The sequence below is a fragment of the Neptuniibacter sp. 2_MG-2023 genome (genome assembly GCF_030547495.1).
Classification (GTDB): Bacteria; Pseudomonadota; Gammaproteobacteria; order Pseudomonadales; family Balneatricaceae; genus Neptuniibacter.
Genome location: NZ_JAUOQC010000022.1, coordinates 18,776 through 38,326 on the forward strand (window position 1 = coordinate 18,776; position 19,551 = coordinate 38,326).

Genomic DNA, 19,551 nt, shown 5'->3' on the forward strand with positions numbered 1-19,551 from the left:
AGCGATCTCCCTTTAGCTTTTTAGTCATTAAGCTTGGCGAAAAATGCCTTCAGCTAGGCGAGGCCATTGCTCTTGCCATTGTTCGGTAGGCTTTTTACGGAAATCACTCCGGACAAACTGTCTAATTCTACCTTCTGTTGTAGATAGCATTAGATTAGCTGACGCACCTGCGGTCGTTTTTGTGCGTAAACCATGTTTGGCTTCTGCTTCACGTAGAATCTGCTTAAGTTGAGTTTCTAATCGTTCAAAAAACTGGTTAATACGTTGACGCAGCCGGTCTGTTTCACCTGCAAGTGCTTCACCCGTTAAAATACGCGCCATGCCAGGGTTTCGTTCTACGAAGGCTAGCGTAAGTGTAAGTACTTGCTCGCATTGCTTTATGCCGTCAGGCTCAACCTGTGTAATCACCGTTACACGACTGAAGACAGTTTCTTCAATAAAGCCAATTAATCCCTCAAACATACGTGCTTTGCTTGGGAAGTGCCTATAGAGCGCAGCTTCAGACACGCCTACTTCTTTGGCTAGTGCGGCGGTTGTTATTTTTTGTCCTGGGCTTTCAAGCATGTGAGCCAGTGATTGCAATATCTGCTCACGTCGAGAAAGTTTTTCGTTGTCGTTCATTGTCTTGCCTCTAACCACGATTGGTAATCAATGTACCAACACCTTCATCGGTGAAAATCTCTAACATGCATGAGTGCTCTACTCGGCCATCAATAATATGTGCGCTTGTTACGCCATTTTTTACTGCGCTGAGTGCGCAGCCGATTTTAGGTAACATGCCGCCATAGATAGTACCATCGTTGATTAGTTCATCGACTTCGTGGGTAGTTAAACCGGTAAGGATGTTGCCATCTTTATCCATTAAGCCTGCGATATTGGTTAGCAGAATTAGTTTTTCTGCTTGCATGACTTCGGCAACTTTTCCTGCAACTAAGTCGGCGTTGATATTATAAGAGGCGCCGTCTGAGCCTACTCCAATAGGGGCAATAACGGGAATAATATTGGAGTTTACCAGCATATCTAAAACACTTACGTTCACGCTAGATACTTCACCTACGTGACCAATGTCGATGATCTCTGGGACTTCCATATCAGGTGTTTTGTGTTCTATACGCAATTTTTTGGCTTGTAGGAGTTTACCGTCTTTACCGGTTAAGCCGATCGCTTGACCTCCATTGTTATTAATAAGTCCGACGATCTGTTTATTAACTGCACCGCCTAATACCATTTCAACAACATCCATCGTTTTGGAGTCGGTGACGCGCATGCCGTTAATAAAGTGAGACTCAATGTTTAGGTCATTAAGTAATTCGCCAATCTGCGGGCCTCCACCGTGGACTACGATGGGGTTTATGCCTATAAGTTTCATCATTACTATATCGCGAGCAAAGCTGTTTTGTAGCTTTTCGTCGATCATGGCATTACCACCATATTTAATGATGATGGTTTTTCCCACGAAGCGCTGAATGTAGGGCATTGCTTCACTAAGAACATGAGCGGTTGTCATGGCTTCTTTGCGTGTAAGAGGCATAGTTGGTCCTTAAAAACGGTTAAATACGGCCAGTACTACAAGCGTAGTACCGACCGTAGCTGTCATTTATTCATGAGGAATGACGAGGCTGCTGTCTACTTCATGCAGCTTCTGTTCAAACTCATTTCTTATTCTTTGTAATACTTTTTCAGTTTCTGCTTCAAAGCGAAGGACTAAAACTGGTGTAGTGTTTGATGCACGCACAAGACCCCAGCCATCAGGGTAGTCAACTCGAACCCCATCAATGTGGTTAGCGATCCCACCGGAGAATGTTTTCTCTTGCAGGGCTTTAACTATATCGAATTTGTCCTCATCCGTTACGGTAATGTTTAGCTCTGGGGTGCTTATATCTTCCGGGTATTGAGTAAAAAGCTGTTCGGCTGTTTTATCTGTATTTGTAAGAATTTCTAAGAGGCGGGCAGCGCTGTATAGAGCATCATCGAAACCATACCAACGCTCTTTAAAGAAAATGTGTCCACTCATCTCGCCGCCCAAGAGTGCGCCAGATTCCTTGATTTTTTGTTTAATTAAGGAGTGGCCTGTTCGCCACATAGTGGCTTTGCCACCGGCTTCTTCGATGACTTTGGCAAGTAGACGTGAACACTTCACATCAAAGATAATCTCTGCACCCGGATTACGTTTAATGATCTCTTCAGAGAAGAGCATCATTACGCGATCGGGATAGACTATATTACCTTCGTTGGTGATAACGCCTACACGGTCGCCATCTCCATCGAAGGCTAAGCCTAGATCCGCTCCCGTTTCTTTAACCATCGCGATTGCGTCTTGTAGGTTTTTGGGCTTGCCGGGATCTGGATGATGATTAGGGAAAGTGCCATCAACTTCGCAGTACATCGGCGTAATATCACAGCCTAGTTGCTCAATAAGTTGTGGTGCCAGCTCTCCAGGAATACCGTTACCGCAATCGACAACGACTTTAAGTTTTTTCTTCAGTTTAATGTCGCTGAGAATACGTTCTAAATAGCGTTGACGAATATCGAGCTCTTCAAACGAGCCTTCATCTTCAGTGTAGTTTTGTTCAATGATTCGTGTTTTTAGGCTTTGTATGTCATCGCCAGACAGCGTGTGGCCATTAATCATCATTTTAAAGCCATTGTAATCAGCAGGATTGTGGCTGCCTGTGATCATCACGCCAGTGCATTGCTCATCTTGATAGGCTGAATAGTACAAAGTCGGTGTAGGGACATAGCCAATATCGGTCACTTTGCAGCCGCCATCCATTAATCCTTCGCTGAATATTTTTTTCAGTGATGGACTGGATAAACGTCCGTCTGCGGCCACATTGATATGGTTGATGCCTTGAGATTTTGCTTCGGCAGAAAAGGCTCGGCCTAAGTGGTACACAGTACTGTCGGTTAGGGCTGTACCAACTATCCCACGAACATCGTAGGCACGAAAAATCGCATGATCAAGATCGTTTAATGTGTAGCGCATGTTAATCCTTTAATTTGCATAAAATGAATTAGATGTGGCCAATACAGAGTTAAATATCATGTTTGTTGTATTGGATCGCAATTTGGTTAATTAACTGAATGGCCAGTTTACGTTTGGATGTTTGCGGCAATGTTTCTGCACTGGTGTCAGTCACAATTGTGACGGCATTTTCATCACTGTTAAAACCTATATCAGTGCGAGAAACGTCATTTGCTATGACCATGTCTAAGTTTTTCCGTTCTAGCTTACTACGTGCATAATTTAGAACATCTTGAGTTTCAGCAGCAAAGCCGACAGTAAATGGTTTTGGTCCTGTATTTGCAATTGTCGCGACTATATCTGGGTTTTTAACCAGATGAAGCTCCATGATCTCTTCAGAGCCTTTTTTTATTTTATGTTCCGCTACGGCAGTTGGACGGTAATCTGCCACAGCGGCTGCTGCTATAAAGATATCGCAGAGTGCTAAGTCTTGTAAGGATGCAGCTAGCATCTCTTGAGCACTTTCTACTTTTACTGTTTCTACTCGTTCAGGGGCTGGCAGTGTTACTGGGCCGCTAATAAGTTTTACTTTAGCGCCGGCTTCAATCGCAGCTTCAGCTAAGGCGTAACCCATTTTTCCTGAACTGTGGTTGGAGATGTAACGTACTGGATCAAGTGCTTCGCGAGTAGGGCCTGCCGTGATAAAAACAGTTTTGCCGGTCAACTGGCCTGAATTGAATTGTGAAGCTGTCAGATTCGCTATCTCCTCCGGCTCTAACATTCGCCCTGGACCGTTATCTCCACAGGCTTGTTCGCCAACGCCGGGGCCGAAGAGTTTTATGCCACGTTTTGTTAGTAAGTTGGTATTGGCTTGAGTCCCCGCATCTCGCCACATCGCTTGATTCATCGCTGGAGCAATACATATAGGAGCATCTGTTGCTAAACAGAGGGTGGTAAGCAAGTCGTCACCTTGGCCAGCAGCTAATCGGGATATAAAATTGGCGCTGCCGGGTGCTATTAATACTAAATCAGCCCATTTAGCTAACTCTATATGGCCCATACCGGCTTCTGCTTCAGCATTTAATAGGTGAAGATGTACAGTGTTTCCCGAGAGTGCTTGTAATGTTAGGGGGGTAATAAATTCAGTGGCTGCTGGAGTCATAACAACCCTAACGTCGGCACCTGCATTTTTTAGTAAACGTGTTAATTCGGCGCTTTTGTATGCGGCTATGCCACCGGTAATACCTAAAATGATTTGTTTGTTAGTGAGTCTCTGCATACTTGCTGGATACTGTAATCTATAGGGTTGGATAAGAAGTGTTTGTTAACACTTGCTATTAAAACTGATGCTAACCATACCATTTTTAGTAAAAGTTTCGTAGATTGTATAAACCTTATTTATGTAAAAAAAACATCAAGGATTGATGGTCTTAAAAAGGAGTTTGAATATGTCTATTACTGATTGGCCAATGTCTGAACGGCCGAGGGAGAAATTATTACAGCAGGGCGCTTCAGCTTTATCTGATGCTGAGCTGTTAGCTATTTTCTTGCGCACGGGGGTTAAGGGGAAAAGCGCAGTTGATTTGGCGAGGGATCTTTTAAATAGTTTTGGTTCACTTCGAGTGTTGCTGGAAAGTGAGCAGCAAGCTTTTTGTGCGGCGCATGGTTTAGGCGTGGCTAAATATGTGCAGTTGCAGGCAGTACTGGAGATGAGTCGAAGGCATCTTCGTTCTGCGATGGCACGTGGCAATGCTATGGAAAATCCTCAGCAAGTTAGAGAATACTTGAGTTTAAAGCTGCGCCACCAATCGAGGGAGATGTTTGCATGCCTTTTTTTGGATAATAAGCATCAGGTGATTAATTTTGAAATATTGTTTCTAGGGACAATTAATGCAGCTGCTGTTTATCCTCGCGAGGTCGTGGCTAGATCTCTTGCTAATAATGCGGCTGCAGTTGTGTTGGCGCATAATCATCCTTCGGGTGTTGCAGAGCCGAGTATGGCCGATCAGCAAATAACTGATCGTTTAGTAAAGGCCCTGGATATGATCGATGTACGCGTTATCGATCATATGATTGTAGGTGATCAAGAGGTTGTTTCTTTTGCTGAACGGGGATTGCTATAAATAAAAGTTGTTTTAGCTAGTGCTAAGAGTATTCCTTGTGTATAATGCGCGACCTTCTATCCACACTCCGGTACGGTAGTTTGTTCAGTTACGGGACGCTCCGCCTAAGGAATAGCTTGGAATCTGATGAGTGCAGATATATCCAAGGTGCTTGAAATGTCACTATGTGGCTACTTTCAGTAAAAGTACGAAGGCTATTTTGATAAATATTAAGGGTAGATACGTAACCATTAATTTATAAGGCTATTAATATGTCTAAAGTTTGTATGGTAACTGGTAAACGCCCAGTTACAGGGAACAATGTTTCCCACTCACAGCGTAAAACTCGTCGCCGTTTTCTTCCAAACCTGCATTGGCATCGTTTTTGGGTAGAGAGCGAGCAGAAATTTGTTCGTATCCGTGTATCTGCTAAAGGTATGCGTATTATCGACAAAAAAGGTATCGACGCAGTTCTTGCTGATGTTCGTGCCAACGGCATTAAAGTATAAGGAACTGAATCATGGCTAAAGGCGCACGCGAGAAGATCAAACTGGTTTCTTCTGCCGGTACAGGTCACTTTTACACTACTGATAAGAACAAGCGTAACACTCCTGAAAAGATGGTGTTCAAAAAGTACGATCCAGTAGTTCGTAAACATGTTGAATATAAAGAACATAAAATCAAATAAGATTTTATGTTCTTCAAAAAAACCCGATCTTGTATCGGGTTTTTTTTGTTTCGAAATTTAGCCGCTGGTTAAGCGCGGCTATTCGCGTTAGCAATCAGTTGAAGGCTTTCCTCAGCAAAACCTATACCTGCTTCAGTATAGAAGTTGAATACTTTATCAATACCACCGTCTACTAATATGTCATGCTCATCGGGAAAGCGGGCGATGGCTGCAATCGTTCCAGAGTAATTTGCATTATGTAGCTGTTCTGCGATGTTTAGAGTGTCATCAATGGAAGGGAGAGCAAGGAGAACAAGTTTTATACCGCTAGTATTCATATTGCTCCAGAGATCGGCATCTTCACCATCCCCATAGAATACATGTAACCCTTTTTCTTGGAATTTCTTGATACGGTTTCGATTCGCATCCATTCCCCATACTTTATCTCCGACAATATTGTGAAGAGCCCTAAACGCGCCTTTACCTACGCGCCCGAGTCCAATGACCAAGATTTCTGAGTCTTTAGGTTGAACAAAAATGTCGTTAGTTAGAGGTGTATTGGTCTCGTAATTCTTAATGTTATTTTTGTAATGTGCATAGATGGAATGTGCTGAACGGTAGACGAGGCTTGTTAATATAAAGGAGATGGATACCGCAAGTGCTAAAATAACTAACCATTCTTTATCTAACCAACCGTTATCTACACAGAGGTAGGCTACGATTAAACCAAATTCGCTGAAATTACTGAGTGCGAGGGCGCAAAGGTAAGAGGTTCGTCCTCTTAAATTTAGTTTGGTAAACAGTAAGAAGAACATGAAGTACTTCATCGGTATTAATATGGCTAGCGCAAGGGCCATCCCAAACATCGGCCAGCTAGGGAGAGCGGTGAAACCTATAGATAAGAAAAAACCGATTAAGAATAGATCTTTAAAGCTCAGAAGCGATTTTGTCAGCTCACTTGCTTTAGGGTGCGCACTTAATAGCATGCCGAAGATCAAAGCACCTAAGTCGCCTTTCACACCAACGAGCGTGAAAAGCTCATAACCGCCGAGAGCCAAGAAAAAACCTGATAGTGGCAGTAGCTCCCCGTGACCTGCACGCATGAGTAAATGGTTTAATAGAGGTCTTATAAAAAGTAGGCCAAATAAAGCTAATGCCCAGATAGAGGGGACTTTCCCTGTGGCGAAAGCTAAGAAAAGGACGGCCGCAATATCCTGCATGACTAAGACGCCAATGGCGAGCTGGCCGTGCCTTGTTTGCATTTCACCATTTTCTTCTAATAGTTTAACTATGCATACAGTACTGCTGAAGCTGAGTGCAAAGCTTATAAGGGCTGCTGATTTCAGATCTAGCTGGGTAAAGAATGGAGCCGACATGATAGACAGCAATAAAAATAGCAATCCGATCAATAGAGTCCATAGGCTCATATGTGACAGGCTACTTACCCACACTTCTTTCCTGATTAGGTCTTTTATGTTTAGTTTCAAACCTATAGTGAAGAGCATTAACGTTATGCCCAGGTCTGCTAAGCTATCTAAGCTATCAACAGGCTCTATGCCAAGGAAATTGAGGAAAAAACCGGCAAAAAGATAGCCGATTAGTGGTGGCATTTCGATTAAACGTAGCGTGTAGCCGCAGACAAATGCAAAAAGTATCCAGATAAAATCCATGAGCTATTGAGACTGCCTAATAAATGAGCTTGTTAAGTTAAGGCGGAGTTTACCACGCCGTTTTTGTACTGTGGATTAGCTGAAGCATTTAATTACTTGTTTTTGTGTTAATCTGATAGTGATTTTTCTTTATCTATTTATTTAAATTAGTTGTATCCATGCCTGAATTGCCTGAAGTAGAAACAACCTGTCGTGGTATTCGCCCTCATATTAAGGGGGAGAAATTGATTGCCTTGAATGTGAGAAATCCGAATTTAAGATGGCCAGTACCTGATTTTCTTGCTGAAAAAATAGAAGGGAAAACGGTAGTTGATGTTGTTCGTCGAGGGAAATACATTCTTGTTTGCGTTGATGGTGGGCAGGTGATGCTTCATTTAGGGATGTCTGGAAGTCTGCGGATTGTAGATAAAGATAAAATACCGCAAAAGCATGATCATGTAGATTTTTGCTTTACTAATAGTCAAATTCTTCGGCTGACTGATCCGCGCCGTTTTGGTTCTGTTTTATGGCAGCCAGAAGGTGAGCACCATGAATTGCTTTATAAGCTGGGTCCAGAGCCTTTGAGTGAAGCGTTTAATGTTGATTATTTAGCTAGCTGCTGTGCGGGTAAAAAAGTGGCGATTAAGTCGTTAATTATGGATAGTAAGATCGTAGTGGGTGTAGGGAACATATATGCTACGGAGGCGCTTTTTATAAGTGGTATAGATCCGCGAAGACCTGCAGGAAAGATTTCTAAGAGGCAGTTGCTGATATTGGTTGATGAGATTAAAGGCGTACTGGCCGCCGCAATACAGCAGGGAGGTACTACGCTGAAAGATTTTGTTGGAGGTGATGGTAAGCCGGGGTATTTTCAGCAAAAACTACATGTATATGGCCGTAAAGGGGAGCCTTGTGTTAATTGTTTAGCTCCTTTGACTGAAGTGCGATTAGGGCAACGCTCTACCGTTTTTTGTAAGCATTGCCAGACATAACCAGAGATTATTTATGACAGTACAGATTAGACCTCCAGTTTTATCACAAGAAGATTGTGTATTTCGCGCTAACCTGCGAAAGAAACTAAATATTGAATCCTACTTACAAGATCGAACAGCGTTTTGTGTAGGAGAAAAAGCGATTCACTGTGAATTGTATGAATTTTCTCCTGATGCGCCCACGATTGTTTTTCTACCGGGCATCGGCACGTATTGTGAGCTTTACGCCGAGTTGTTGTCGGGGTTGTCTAAAAAAGGTTTTAATGTGGTCGGTATCGACCCTTTAGGACATGGATATTCGGCGGGTTCTCGAGGTGATTACACCGTTGAGCAGATGTGTGACGCCGTATCGGAAGTGCTTGATGTACTTCAGCAGCGTTTTGAAGGGCCGTTTGGTATTTATGGCTATTCTATAGGTGCTTTGCTTGCGATGGCTGCGGCAGAACAGGATGATCGCCTTTCTGCTGTTCTATGTGGCACTTTATTAGTGCCTGATATAGCGCCTGATATGGGCTATCGCATGGGCTGGAATTGGACATGGGCTTCCTCTCTAATGATGCCTACTTATAAAGTCCCTCTTAAAAACTTTGTGGATTTCGAGCAGTTGCTAAAAGGTCATCCAGCCGCACAAGAAATCAACAATGATCCTTTGATTGTTTTTGATTATCCGCTCCGTACTCTTTCTAGCTTATTTAATTACCGTTGCAATATTGTTAGCAAAAAGTTTGATTTTTCTTCTGCTATTTTGCATGGAGATCAAGATGAGGTGTTGCCTCTCAGTTATTCACGGCGTGTCATGAGTTACTGCGATCAGCCATTGGAACTGTTGGTTGTTGATAATGAAGGGCATATGGTGCCATTAATGAAACCTAAACTTATTGTTGAGATGGCGGCTCAGTGGTTTGAAAAGCAGTTTTCGAAAGAGATGGCAGACGCTGTTCTTTAATTTGTCGCTGTCATAAAAATGTAAATACTCATTCATAGGAATGTCACCTTAGTTGCTCATTATCTTCAAGTATGACTAGAGTACTTGGAGAACTCCGAATATGAGTGCTATGAAGTTTCTAACCGCGTTTGATCTTTTGGCATTTAATTGGTGTTTAGGGCTGCCTAAAGCACCTCAAATGGCCTTAATTAGCCGTCAAATTTCTCGTTTAGGTGATGGTGGCTTTTATTTGCTGGTGGGTGTTTTTCTTGCAATCTTCGAGTCTGTATCTGGACTCGTTTTTCTAATTGCAGGGTTGTTTGCTTACTTAATCGAATTGCCTCTGTATTTAATACTTAAAAACACTATTAAGCGAGATCGTCCTTGTGAGTCCCTTCCTATTGAGGCTTATATAGTACCTTCTGATAAGTTTAGTTTTCCTTCAGGTCATTCCGCAGCCGCTTTTGTTTTTGCCGCGCTTATTGCTAATTTCTACCCTGCCTATGCTGAGTTCGCCTATGGTTGTGCCTTAATGGTGGGTGTTTCCCGTATATTGTTAGGCGTACATTATCCTACTGATATTTTAGCGGGTGCTGTTTTAGGTTTGTGCAGCGCAACGTTTGCATTAAGTTTTTTACCTGCGTTGGTTGTGCTCTAAAATATGAAAGTTTTATATGGTGTTCAAGCGACAGGTAATGGTCATATCACACGAGCAAGGGTGATGGCTCCCGCGTTAGAGAAAGCAGGGGTGGATGTTGATTATTTGTTCAGTGGTCGGGATCCTGAAGAGTTGTTTAATATGGAACCTTTTGGTGCTTACCAGTGCCGACAAGGTCTAACCTTCTATATGGAAGGAAGTAAAGTTAATCAATGGAAAACCTTCACAGGTAATAATCCAATAAAATTGGTCAGAGATATTTTTGCTTTGAATCTAGATCAATATGATTTAGTGATCACTGATTTTGAGCCTGTGACCGCTTGGGCGGCAAAATTCAAGGGGGTTCCTAGTGTGGGCATAGCTCACCAATATGCTTTTTTGCATGCTTTGCCTGATTCAAAAACAGGCTTTATTTTTAGACATCAAATTAAAAGCTTTGCACCTGCTAAAGTGTCTGTTGGTATTCATTGGCACCATTTTAACCATGCAATCTGCCCGCCGTTGATTCAAGCGCCGTTGTTCGATCCCGTTAAAAGTGACAATAAAGTCGTTGTCTATTTACCACATGATAATGTAGATCAAATTTGTCGGGCGTTGCAGCTGTATACCGAGTACGAATTTTTTGTCTATGCGCGAGTTGATAAAGCGACAGATGATGGGAATATGCACGTTCGGCCTTTTTCGCGTGATGGATTTCACCGCGACTTATCGGACTGTTCGGGGGTGATTTGTAATTCAGGCTTTGGTTTGTTGAGTGAGGCGATTCAGTACGGTAAAAAAATCCTGACGCTGCCCCAGGTCGGGCAGGCTGAGCAGGAGTCTAATGCTGAGATACTCGAATATTTAGGGTTAGGGATTGTTATTGATAATTTGCAATCTGAGCGGCTTGCTCAGTGGCTAGCTTTACCTATGCCTGAACCTAAAGTGTTTCCTGATTTGGCGACTATTTTAGCTGAATGGATTGCAGCCGGTTGTAATCGAACGGTTCAGTCGGTTGTGGATGATGCTTGGAATAGCTCATATAGCGTCACAGCTTCTCGTTAAGTAAGATCTGTAAAAAACCACCATTAATCTTTTATAGATGTGTTTAGCTGTAGGTAATATAGCTTTTAGAGATTAGTGTTTAGTTAAATTTAGATATGTATAAGGAGGGAGGTAAGGGGATACTTCATTCCTTGAAGAATCCCCTCTATTGGCTTCCATAATCCTTGCGGTCAAAAATCCTAGGGCGTCATGCCTTCCTTTCCGCTTCTCGAGGCCATCCTTCGTATTCGTTCCATGAACAGGAGATCCACGTATTCAATTATGCCCTTTACGGGGAGTATTGATATAAGAAAAATTCCTAATTTTCTGGTTTAGCTAAGCTAATGGGAACTTTCAGTTTGAATTTCGAATGAAACGGTTGTTTAAATCTATTAAGACGGTTTTTTTGCGGGTTTCTGTCTTTTGATGGAAGCTAAGAAGGTTATTTCTAATGGTTCGCCCTGATATTTTATCTGTTTACTATTTATCCAGTTGAGGCCCTGTAATAGTTGATCTCTGAATTCAGAGCCTTTCAATAGAAGGTAGTAAAGTTTCTTTGATTTGAACCTGCATCTTAGATTTTGGCTAGTCATGAGGTTTTTTTCTGTTTACTGGACATAAGGAGGGAGGGAACTTAAACTAATGGCTGTTTTTGGTCGGGGTGCCCTATAGGGCTGAGACTATACCCGTTGAACCTGATCCGGTTTATTCCGGCGTAGGAAACCCAGATGTTGATAATTTCAAATCAATTCAATAACTTTTCTGGCCTCAGTATGATAATTGAGGTTAGTCATGTCTGTTAACACACCTAAAATACCTAATGTATTAACCATCGCTGGTTCCGATTCTGGCGGAGGGGCAGGTATACAAGCTGACTTGAAAACCTTTTCAGCTCTAGGTGTTTATGGCGCTTCTGTAATAACCGCATTAACTGCCCAGAATACCCAATGTGTTGCGGGTATTTATCCTGTTACACCTGATTTTGTCTCTCTGCAGTTAGAGACTGTTTTTGCTGATATTCAGATTCATGCTGTCAAAACTGGCATGTTGGGTAGTGCTGAGATGGTTGATCGGGTGGCTCAGTTTTTATCAGGTATTGATAATGTGAGGTTAGTTGTTGATCCGGTGATGATATCAAAAAGTGGCAACGCTTTGCTGTCTCCTGATGCGGTAGAGGTGTTGATCGATAAGTTGATACCTTTAACCTACGTGATTACACCAAACCTTCCAGAGGCTGCAGCTTTGTTGGGTGTAGATGAGCCAGTATCTATTCAAGGCATGCGTGAAATGGCTGTCCAAGTACATGCTTTAGGCGTTAAAAATGTACTTTTAAAAGGCGGCCATCTTGAAGGCGAGTCTTCTCCAGATATTTTATTCGATGGTACTACGTTTACTGAATTCCCAAGTTTGCGTATAGCAACCAAAAATACTCATGGTACAGGTTGTACTTTAGCGTCAGCCGTTACGGCGTATTTAGCGCAAGGCTGTTCCATTGTGGAATCGGTCACAAGAGCAAAAGAATACATTACAGCGGCGATTAAAGCTGCTGATCAATTGAACGTGGGTGCAGGGCACGGCCCAGTTAATCACTTCCACAATATCTGGTAGCAATCGCTACTTGTGCTGTGAAAAAACAATAATGACAGGTTGGATGATGGAAGATAATAAGCAATTAGAACCACAGAGTCAGGCATTGAGCCAGACAGCACAGGTTGACCGTGATTCGGTGCAGCCGTTTCCTAAATCTAGAAAGGTCTACGTTGAAGGCTCGCGCCCAGATATCCGTGTACCTATGCGTGAAATTACGCTGGATGATACGCCAACAGATATGGGGGGAGAGAAAAATGATCCTTTGTATGTTTATGATACATCAGGTCCATATACTGACCCGGATGCAGTGATTGATGTTCGCAAAGGGTTAGTGCCTGTACGTGATCAGTGGATTTTAGAGCGTGGGGATACTTGTGAGCTTGATAAGCTTACCTCTCAGTATGGCCGTGTTCGTGCTGCAGATCTGCGTTTAGATGAGCTACGTTTTGAATTGACGCGTAAGCCGTTACGCGCGCAAGAGGGTAAGAATGTTACCCAGCTGCATTATGCACGCCAAGGTATAATTACACCTGAGATGGAATATATAGCGATTCGCGAGAATATGAAGTTAGCGAAAGCGCGGGCTGAGGGAAATGTTGTTGCTGAGCAGCATCCTGGGTTTAATTTTGGTGCGAATTTACCGGATGAAATAACACCGGAGTTTGTTCGTCAAGAAGTGGCGGAAGGTCGCGCAATTATTCCTGCCAATATTAACCATCCCGAAGTAGAGCCGATGATTATTGGCCGTAACTTCCTTGTCAAAATTAATGGCAATATTGGTAACTCTGCGGTGAGCTCTTCGATTGAAGAGGAAGTAGAGAAAATGACATGGGGTACGCGCTGGGGCGCGGATACCATTATGGATCTTTCTACTGGTAAAAATATCCATGAGACCCGTGAATGGATTATGCGCAATTCGCCTGTACCTATTGGTACAGTGCCTATTTATCAGGCGCTAGAAAAAGTAAATGGTGTTGCTGAAGATCTAGACTGGGAAGTCTTTAAAGATACGCTGATTGAGCAAGCTGAGCAGGGTGTGGATTATTTCACAATTCATGCTGGCGTATTGCTGCGCTATGTACCAATGACCGCTAAACGTATGACAGGTATTGTTTCCCGTGGTGGTTCTATCATGGCGAAATGGTGCTTGGCGCATCATCAGGAAAACTTCCTTTACACTCATTTCGAAGATATCTGTGAGATCTGTAAGGCTTATGACGTCTCTTTCTCATTAGGCGATGGTCTACGTCCAGGTTCTGTGTATGATGCCAATGATGAAGCACAATTTGCTGAGCTAGAGACTTTAGGTGAGTTGACTAAGATTGCTTGGAAGCATGATGTACAGGTTATGATCGAGGGGCCTGGGCATGTACCTATGCATATGATCAAAGAGAATATGGATAAGCAGTTAACTGAGTGTCATGAAGCGCCATTTTATACCTTAGGTCCGTTGACGACTGATATTGCACCGGGCTATGACCACATTACGTCAGGTATTGGTGCTGCAATAATTGGTTGGTATGGCTGTGCAATGCTTTGTTATGTAACACCAAAAGAGCATTTGGGTCTTCCGAATAAAGATGATGTTAAAGAAGGTATTATTACCTATAAGATCGCTGCACATGCTGCGGATCTTGCAAAAGGTCATCCTGGTGCTCAAATTCGTGATAATGCGATGTCTAAAGCTCGTTTCGAGTTCCGCTGGGAAGATCAGTTTAATATAGGTCTGGATCCTGATACTGCACGTGCTTATCACGATGAAACATTACCGAAGGAGTCGGCTAAAGTTGCACACTTCTGTTCAATGTGCGGGCCTAAATTCTGTTCTATGAAAATATCTCAAGAGGTTCGTGAGTTAGATGCTGAGCAGGTTGCAGCGATTAATGCACAAGCTGAACAAGGGATGCAGGAGAAATCAGCTGAATTTAAAGATTCAGGTGCTGAAATTTATCATAAGGTATAGTTGAGTAGCACTATTAAAAAGCCGCTACTTTAGCGGCTTTTTTTGTGTCATTTTGAAGATGTTTTTGGAGAATGATGTGTCAGATGAATGGGTAAGCTATATCGCAGTCGGATTTATGATTGTTTTTGCATTTGGCGTGGTGACGTTGAATGCTTTCCGTCGCAGAAAAGAAATTCCACCGCCTTTAGCTGCAAATGATCGTAAGTTGTATCGTTTATGGCGCTCAGATCCTGAAGCATATAAGCGTCAATATGGACAATTAGATGAGCAGTATCTTGAGGCCCAGAAAGAAAAAGAGGCTAGTAACAACTAACTTGCTGATCCCAAAAAGTCTCTAAATGGCGGAGCTGTTCACGTAGTGGGTTAAAGTCGCCCCCTTGTAACACCTGCTCGGCATTGATTAATTCAAGTTGCTGATCGAAAAGTTCAGAAATTAGAGTATGTATATTTAGGCCTTTAGGGCTTAGTTTTATGCGGATTGAGCGTAGATCATGTTCTGAGCGTTCTTGAATTATGTATCCGTTGCTGACCATTTTTTTTAGATTATATGAAACATTCGAGCCTAAGTAATAGCCGCGTGTGCGCAGTTCACCAGCGGTCATCTCGCGGTCAGCAATATTATGTAAAAGAAGTGCTTGTACACTGTTGATATCCGTATATCCGAGTGCTTCAAGTCTGAATTTTAGAATATCTAAGATTCGTCGGTGAAGACGTTCAATCAAGCGAAGACATTCTAAAAAATCGTTGCGATTACTTGGAGATGGCTCGTTTGTCGGATGATTCATTAGCGTTTGGCCTTTGTTCTGTCACTTATTTAGTTGTCAGTGAATATTAGTATTGATGACTAATGGATGGCAAAGGTTGTGCTTAGGTTATTAGTCTAGTTCTTGTCATTCATTTGAAATCTTTATTTAGCAAAATCTTGTAACTCTGCTAACCTTGTAGAGGACTTAATGAAACCTGAACATTTGGTTAGCTAATCAAGTGTAGAGGTATTTTAAGTCTTGTTCCAGCGAATAGATCCTCTCTCGATAACGGCAAACTTAGAGTAATCTTAGGACGCAAAGTCACAGATCCTTAGGGATGGCTGGGCTACCGAAAGAGAGGTTTACTATTTCTGTTTTAAAGGGTGCTCTGCTGGAAGTTGTCTCTCGATCCAGAGTGCCAGCTTATGTCTCATGTTGATTTCGTTGTCTTGGCCTTTGGCTAACGGCTGAATGAGCCCATCTTGTACTAATAATCTATAAATGGCAGTAATTTTATTTGATGCGCTATCTGTAGATTCAAATTGGCCCGCACCCCGTTTTTCTATGTAAATGGAGCCGATGCGAAGTGCTTCCTTGACTAGCTCTGCTTCATGTTTGTGCTTTTTCATAATAGCCACTCTATTTGATGCTCATATGTTAACTTTGAATAGAAAGGTGATAAAAAACAAGTCTTTGTATTAATTATTCATTATGCCTTTTTCTGCAGTAGCGGTGTTGTATTTCTTTCTCGTGAAAATAAATATTTTATGAATAGTAGAGAGATACACTTTAGATCTTGTCTTTTAATCTATATCCGCTGATATAATAAGCCTTTGTCGCACGTTTATATTAGAGATGAGTATGAAATATCGGACTATTCCTGTAACGCCTTTCCAGCAAAACTGCACTCTAGTGTGGTGCGAGCATACAAAAAAAGCAGCGATTGTTGACCCCGGTGGTGATTTAGATCAGATACTGGCGGCTGTTGAGGAGGAGGGTGTGCTGGTGGAAAAGATCATGCTCACTCATGCCCATATAGATCATGCTGGTGGTACTGCTGAGTTATCGGCTAAAAATAGTCTACCTATTGAGGGGCCGCATAAAGGCGATCTTTTTTGGATAGAAGGTATGTCGCAGCAATGTTCAATGTTTAATTTTCCACATTGTGACTCTTTTACGCCTGATCGATGGTTGGATGATGGAGATGAGGTCAAGGTTGGTGATGGTGTTTTTCAGGTAATCCACTGTCCCGGACATACTCCAGGTCATGTTGTTTTTTATAATGAGAAAGATCAGATGGCATTGGTTGGAGATGTAATATTCCATGGCTCTATTGGTCGAACTGATTTTCCTAAAGGTAATCATCAAGAGCTGATCGATTCTATCAAAATGAAGCTGTTTCCTTTAGGTGAATCCGTCGAGTTTATTCCTGGTCATGGCCCGCGCTCAACATTGGGTGTTGAGATTAAGAGTAATCCTTACGTTCGCTAACGGCGTAAGAGGGTGTTGTTTGATAGGCGGTGGAAGACATTTCATGTAAGCGACTGAGTGTTCTCTTGAATGGTTTTTTCAATAGAACTCCCTTGTAGAGTTGCTCTGCAGTGTCTTCTGCGCTGAGATATAAATTTACTCTACAGTCATAAAGCTCATCAACTAGGCTGATAAAGCGTCTTGCTGGATCATCATGATTGCTTTGCACGACCTTTCTTAAGCCGGTGGTGTTAAATAAGCCATAACTATCTTCCGTTCCTCTCGCTTTTATCTGCTCTTTGCTTTGGCCTTGAAAGCGTGGGACGTTACTCAAAATTAGGTGCGAATAATTTGAGGCGAGTTCAATATAATCTCGTGCTGATCTTGGGCCCTCACAGAGTTCGGCAAAATCAAACCAAATTACAGAATCGTCTCTAGCTATACAGTTAATTTTTCGCCCGCAGAGTGTGACGCTGTTGCTGTTAGGTTGTGCCTCGTGCTGGGTTAGTTTGTAATAGATCTTTTTTAAGGCTTGGTTATCTTGAATAAAATAAGCTGGGTTTGAAGCTAGATAATTGAGACGATGGTCGTTGCCATTATCTAGAGGAATGACCTGCATATTGTCCTTGATTAATTTGATCGTGGGCAGGAATCGATCACGGTGAAGGCCGTCTGAGTATAGATCATCGGGTTCTATATTTGATGTGCTGATAATGGTGACCCCTTTGGAGAACAGAGCCTGATAAAGCCGTCCTAATAACATGGCATCACCAATGTCAGAGACAAAAAACTCATCGAAGCATATTACCTTGTATTTAAGACTCAGTTCGTTGGCAATATGAGCTAAAGGATCGGGTTTTCCTGAATGTAAAAAAAGTTGTTGATGAACCATCACCATGAAGCGATGAAAATGGAGTCTGATATATGTCTTTGGTGCTAGGCATTGGCAAAATAGATCCATTAGCATTGTTTTGCCTCGACCTACAGGCCCCCAGATATAAATCCCAAGGCTGGAAGGCGGTTTGTCGAACCATCTTTTACCCCACTTTATCGGTTTGGATAGTTCGAAATGAGAAAGGTGGTTTAGTTGCTGCTGAAGTTGTTTAACAACCTCTGTTTGTGCAAGGTCCGGTGATAGTTGGGATTGATCAAGTAGTTGCTGATACTGTTTTTCTATAGACCGAATAATTATCTTCATAAGGAAGCTATTATAAACTTAGAAGGTTGTTGGAGTGGTGATCATATAGTCAGCGATCATTTATGCAGAAGTAAGGCTAATTCAAAAAATGTATCATCGAGCTTTTTGTTTTTTTCGATAATATCTTTTAATGGAGTCTCTGTTATGGCGTTATCTCGTACTCCAATCATTACATCATTATAGCCTGCGCATAGATAATTGACGGCAGTTGAACCAAGGCAAGATGCTAGCACGCGGTCATGGCCGGACGGGCTACCACCTCGTTGTATGTGGCCTAATATGCATACTTTCGCTTCTAATTTATGTTGAGCTAATACGTTGGCTAAGTGGGTTGTTAGCCCAGGCGTTTGTCCTTCAGCAACAACAATAATACCGCTAGCCCCTTTGCCAAGTAGACGGTTATTGGCTAGCTGAAAGCAGATGGTCTCAGGCTTGATTTCATATTCGGGTACAACAACCATTTCTGCACCACAGGCGATACCTACATGTGTGGCGATGAAGCCTGAATTTCGTCCCATGACCTCGACTAAAAAGAGGCTTTCGTGTGAGAGAGCCGTATCGCGTATTTTGTCGATTGCATCTAAAGCTGTATTAACTGCTGTGTCGAATCCTATAGTGTCATCTGTTCCATAAATATCATTATCAATAGTGCCTGGTAGCCCGATCACTTTGATATCGTTTTCTTGTGTTAGTAAGTGAGCGCCGGTAAGCGATCCATCGCCACCAATTACAACTAATGCATCGATATTTTTTTCTTTTAATACTAAGGCGGCTTGATGGCGGACAGTTGGGTCTTTGAATGCTAAGCAGCGATCACTTTTTAATAAGGTCCCCCCGCGTTGAACAATGTTAGTAACGGATGCGGAATCCATCTCCACCATATCCCCAATAATTAAACCGCTGTATCCCTTGTTGATACCGTAAACTTTTATACCTTTATGTAGGGCTGCACGAACAACGCCCCGAATGGCAGGATTCATTCCTGGAGAGTCTCCGCCACTGGTTAAAATTGCAATAGCTTGAGGTTTTGTCTTGTTTGTAGGCAGGGAGGGTATTTTGTACATGTATAACCTCAATTAAGGGCTTTATATATGCTTAAACTGTAATTGTGATCGGCGGCTAGGGCAAATCTATTTATAGCTTCTTTTGTATGTTTTTTGGTTGGGTTAGGTGGGGGCTAGGGTAACGGAGTATATTGGGTGAGCTGATTTATTTACGATATACCTTATCAAATTGAATATTTTGTTTATTGTTTGAACAAGATTCTTCGCTAAGGTGCTTTTTTGCCTTTATTTCACAGTTTTTTAGTTTTGCCTGTTGACGTTGTTTAGGAAGTGTCTATAATTCGCCGTCCTTGCTAAGGGAGGCCTGCAAAGCAGCGCTGAATGACCTAAGTAAAGGTTGAATTAACTCCTTGAAAACCTTTGGTTTTGTTGGATTTGGTTTGAAAGTTTCAAGGTTGGTTGTTGTGTTGGAATTGATTGAGAATTAATTCAGAAAAACACAAAATAACGGTTGACTTTGAAGCGGCGCAAAGTAGAATATGCGCCTCGCTTGAGACGAAACGCTTCGCAGCGTTAGGTTGGTTCCAAGCAACGCTCTT

20 protein-coding genes and 2 riboswitches are annotated in these 19,551 nt (G+C 42.3%); of the genes, 11 read left to right on the forward strand and 9 right to left on the reverse strand.

The features are described 5' to 3' along the window. Positions 1-27 precede the first annotated feature (27 nt). The 4 genes from slmA to coaBC form a co-directional block, all read right to left on the reverse strand. Entirely contained in the window at positions 28-621 is a 594-nt protein-coding gene (gene slmA, locus Q4486_RS15200; protein WP_067869308.1) for a nucleoid occlusion factor SlmA, read from the reverse strand. 10 nt (positions 622-631) lie between these two features. After that, positions 632-1,531 carry an acetylglutamate kinase gene (argB, locus tag Q4486_RS15205; protein ID WP_303419623.1) on the reverse strand — a complete coding sequence of 300 codons (900 nt, stop codon included), beginning with the start codon at positions 1,529-1,531 and terminating at the stop codon, positions 632-634. A gap of 66 nt (positions 1,532-1,597) precedes the next feature. Continuing rightward, entirely contained in the window at positions 1,598-2,986 is a 1,389-nt protein-coding gene (locus Q4486_RS15210; RefSeq protein WP_303520007.1) for a phosphomannomutase/phosphoglucomutase, read from the reverse strand. 49 nt (positions 2,987-3,035) lie between these two features. After that, positions 3,036-4,244: a bifunctional phosphopantothenoylcysteine decarboxylase/phosphopantothenate--cysteine ligase CoaBC gene (gene coaBC / locus Q4486_RS15215; protein WP_303520009.1), complete on the reverse strand. Its 1,209-nt coding sequence runs from the start codon at positions 4,242-4,244 to the stop codon at positions 3,036-3,038. 169 nt (positions 4,245-4,413) lie between these two features. Here coaBC and radC point away from each other — a divergent pair, with 169 nt between their 5' ends. From radC to rpmG, 3 genes are all read left to right on the forward strand, one after another. Next, positions 4,414-5,088, forward strand: coding sequence for a DNA repair protein RadC (gene radC / locus Q4486_RS15220; protein ID WP_303520011.1), 675 nt, complete (start codon positions 4,414-4,416; stop codon positions 5,086-5,088). Positions 5,089-5,339: 251 nt separating this feature from the next. Next, on the forward strand, positions 5,340-5,576 hold the full coding sequence (gene rpmB, locus Q4486_RS15225; RefSeq protein ID WP_067869297.1) for a 50S ribosomal protein L28: 237 nt from the start codon (positions 5,340-5,342) through the stop codon (positions 5,574-5,576). 11 nt (positions 5,577-5,587) lie between these two features. Then, the gene (rpmG, locus tag Q4486_RS15230) at positions 5,588-5,755 is read left to right on the forward strand and encodes a 50S ribosomal protein L33 (RefSeq protein ID WP_067869293.1); all 168 of its coding nucleotides are present in this window, start codon (positions 5,588-5,590) and stop codon (positions 5,753-5,755) included. Positions 5,756-5,823: 68 nt separating this feature from the next. Here the strand turns inward: rpmG and Q4486_RS15235 are convergent, their stop codons facing one another. Further along, positions 5,824-7,404, reverse strand: a complete 1,581-nt coding sequence (locus tag Q4486_RS15235; protein ID WP_303520013.1) for a cation:proton antiporter family protein — start codon at positions 7,402-7,404, stop codon at positions 5,824-5,826. 158 nt (positions 7,405-7,562) lie between these two features. Between Q4486_RS15235 and mutM the strand changes: the two genes are divergently transcribed. The 7 genes from mutM to Q4486_RS15270 all read left to right on the forward strand — a co-directional run bounded on the left by mutM (position 7,563) and on the right by Q4486_RS15270 (position 14,847). Then, a complete protein-coding gene (mutM, locus tag Q4486_RS15240; protein ID WP_303520015.1) occupies positions 7,563-8,375 on the forward strand; it encodes a bifunctional DNA-formamidopyrimidine glycosylase/DNA-(apurinic or apyrimidinic site) lyase in 813 nt (270 codons plus the stop codon). A 13-nt stretch (positions 8,376-8,388) separates the two neighbouring features. After that, the gene (locus Q4486_RS15245; protein ID WP_303419639.1) at positions 8,389-9,321 is read left to right on the forward strand and encodes an alpha/beta hydrolase; all 933 of its coding nucleotides are present in this window, start codon (positions 8,389-8,391) and stop codon (positions 9,319-9,321) included. Positions 9,322-9,421: 100 nt separating this feature from the next. Continuing rightward, positions 9,422-9,958 carry a phosphatase PAP2 family protein gene (locus Q4486_RS15250; protein ID WP_303419641.1) on the forward strand — a complete coding sequence of 179 codons (537 nt, stop codon included), beginning with the start codon at positions 9,422-9,424 and terminating at the stop codon, positions 9,956-9,958. Between the two features lie 3 nt (positions 9,959-9,961). Further along, positions 9,962-11,002, forward strand: coding sequence for an MJ1255/VC2487 family glycosyltransferase (locus tag Q4486_RS15255; protein ID WP_303520017.1), 1,041 nt, complete (start codon positions 9,962-9,964; stop codon positions 11,000-11,002). Between the two features lie 626 nt (positions 11,003-11,628). Further along, a riboswitch (TPP riboswitch) is annotated at positions 11,629-11,720 on the forward strand. 53 nt (positions 11,721-11,773) lie between these two features. After that, positions 11,774-12,589 carry a bifunctional hydroxymethylpyrimidine kinase/phosphomethylpyrimidine kinase gene (gene thiD / locus Q4486_RS15260; protein WP_303520019.1) on the forward strand — a complete coding sequence of 272 codons (816 nt, stop codon included), beginning with the start codon at positions 11,774-11,776 and terminating at the stop codon, positions 12,587-12,589. Positions 12,590-12,620: 31 nt separating this feature from the next. Continuing rightward, positions 12,621-14,534 carry a phosphomethylpyrimidine synthase ThiC gene (gene thiC, locus Q4486_RS15265; RefSeq protein WP_303520020.1) on the forward strand — a complete coding sequence of 638 codons (1,914 nt, stop codon included), beginning with the start codon at positions 12,621-12,623 and terminating at the stop codon, positions 14,532-14,534. A gap of 76 nt (positions 14,535-14,610) precedes the next feature. Beyond that, entirely contained in the window at positions 14,611-14,847 is a 237-nt protein-coding gene (locus tag Q4486_RS15270) for a hypothetical protein (protein WP_231867999.1), read from the forward strand. Here Q4486_RS15270 and Q4486_RS15275 read toward each other — a convergent pair. Together Q4486_RS15275 and Q4486_RS15280 are read right to left on the reverse strand one after the other, a co-directional pair. Beyond that, entirely contained in the window at positions 14,834-15,319 is a 486-nt protein-coding gene (locus tag Q4486_RS15275) for a MarR family winged helix-turn-helix transcriptional regulator (protein ID WP_303520023.1), read from the reverse strand. The two genes, Q4486_RS15270 and Q4486_RS15275, sit on opposite strands and share 14 nt — an antisense overlap. Before the next feature lie 241 nt (positions 15,320-15,560). Then, a riboswitch (cyclic di-GMP riboswitch) is annotated at positions 15,561-15,634 on the forward strand. Positions 15,635-15,645: 11 nt separating this feature from the next. Beyond that, on the reverse strand, positions 15,646-15,909 hold the full coding sequence (locus Q4486_RS15280; protein WP_067869367.1) for a DUF5062 family protein: 264 nt from the start codon (positions 15,907-15,909) through the stop codon (positions 15,646-15,648). A gap of 232 nt (positions 15,910-16,141) precedes the next feature. Here Q4486_RS15280 and Q4486_RS15285 point away from each other — a divergent pair, with 232 nt between their 5' ends. Continuing rightward, positions 16,142-16,771 (forward strand): MBL fold metallo-hydrolase, encoded by a 630-nt coding sequence (locus Q4486_RS15285; protein WP_303520026.1) that lies wholly within the window; start codon positions 16,142-16,144, stop codon positions 16,769-16,771. On the opposite strand, the gene zapE is transcribed toward Q4486_RS15285, so the two are convergent. Further along, complete coding sequence (gene zapE / locus Q4486_RS15290) at positions 16,746-17,948, reverse strand: cell division protein ZapE (RefSeq protein WP_303520028.1); 1,203 nt, start codon at positions 17,946-17,948, stop codon at positions 16,746-16,748. The two genes, Q4486_RS15285 and zapE, sit on opposite strands and share 26 nt — an antisense overlap. A gap of 56 nt (positions 17,949-18,004) precedes the next feature. Continuing rightward, positions 18,005-19,012, reverse strand: coding sequence for a 6-phosphofructokinase (gene pfkA / locus Q4486_RS15295; protein ID WP_303520030.1), 1,008 nt, complete (start codon positions 19,010-19,012; stop codon positions 18,005-18,007). Positions 19,013-19,551: the final 539 nt, after the last annotated feature.

Bases quoted from the DNA above. Each gene is read 5' to 3' on its own strand.
- Q4486_RS15275 (WP_303520023.1), bottom strand. From the start codon at position 15,319: ATGAATCATCCGACAAACGAGCCATCTCCAAGTAATCGCAACGATTTT.
- Q4486_RS15285 (WP_303520026.1), top strand. From the start codon at position 16,142: ATGAAATATCGGACTATTCCTGTAACGCCTTTCCAGCAAAACTGCACT.
- Q4486_RS15235 (WP_303520013.1), bottom strand. From the start codon at position 7,404: ATGGATTTTATCTGGATACTTTTTGCATTTGTCTGCGGCTACACGCTA.
- Q4486_RS15245 (WP_303419639.1), top strand. From the start codon at position 8,389: ATGACAGTACAGATTAGACCTCCAGTTTTATCACAAGAAGATTGTGTA.
- rpmB (WP_067869297.1), top strand. From the start codon at position 5,340: ATGTCTAAAGTTTGTATGGTAACTGGTAAACGCCCAGTTACAGGGAAC.
- pfkA (WP_303520030.1), bottom strand. From the start codon at position 19,012: ATGTACAAAATACCCTCCCTGCCTACAAACAAGACAAAACCTCAAGCT.
- radC (WP_303520011.1), top strand. From the start codon at position 4,414: ATGTCTATTACTGATTGGCCAATGTCTGAACGGCCGAGGGAGAAATTA.
- mutM (WP_303520015.1), top strand. From the start codon at position 7,563: ATGCCTGAATTGCCTGAAGTAGAAACAACCTGTCGTGGTATTCGCCCT.
- thiD (WP_303520019.1), top strand. From the start codon at position 11,774: ATGTCTGTTAACACACCTAAAATACCTAATGTATTAACCATCGCTGGT.
- Q4486_RS15255 (WP_303520017.1), top strand. From the start codon at position 9,962: ATGAAAGTTTTATATGGTGTTCAAGCGACAGGTAATGGTCATATCACA.
- Q4486_RS15210 (WP_303520007.1), bottom strand. From the start codon at position 2,986: ATGCGCTACACATTAAACGATCTTGATCATGCGATTTTTCGTGCCTAC.
- Q4486_RS15280 (WP_067869367.1), bottom strand. From the start codon at position 15,909: ATGAAAAAGCACAAACATGAAGCAGAGCTAGTCAAGGAAGCACTTCGC.
- argB (WP_303419623.1), bottom strand. From the start codon at position 1,531: ATGCCTCTTACACGCAAAGAAGCCATGACAACCGCTCATGTTCTTAGT.
- rpmG (WP_067869293.1), top strand. From the start codon at position 5,588: ATGGCTAAAGGCGCACGCGAGAAGATCAAACTGGTTTCTTCTGCCGGT.
- coaBC (WP_303520009.1), bottom strand. From the start codon at position 4,244: ATGCAGAGACTCACTAACAAACAAATCATTTTAGGTATTACCGGTGGC.
- Q4486_RS15250 (WP_303419641.1), top strand. From the start codon at position 9,422: ATGAGTGCTATGAAGTTTCTAACCGCGTTTGATCTTTTGGCATTTAAT.
- thiC (WP_303520020.1), top strand. From the start codon at position 12,621: ATGACAGGTTGGATGATGGAAGATAATAAGCAATTAGAACCACAGAGT.
- slmA (WP_067869308.1), bottom strand. From the start codon at position 621: ATGAACGACAACGAAAAACTTTCTCGACGTGAGCAGATATTGCAATCA.
- zapE (WP_303520028.1), bottom strand. From the start codon at position 17,948: ATGAAGATAATTATTCGGTCTATAGAAAAACAGTATCAGCAACTACTT.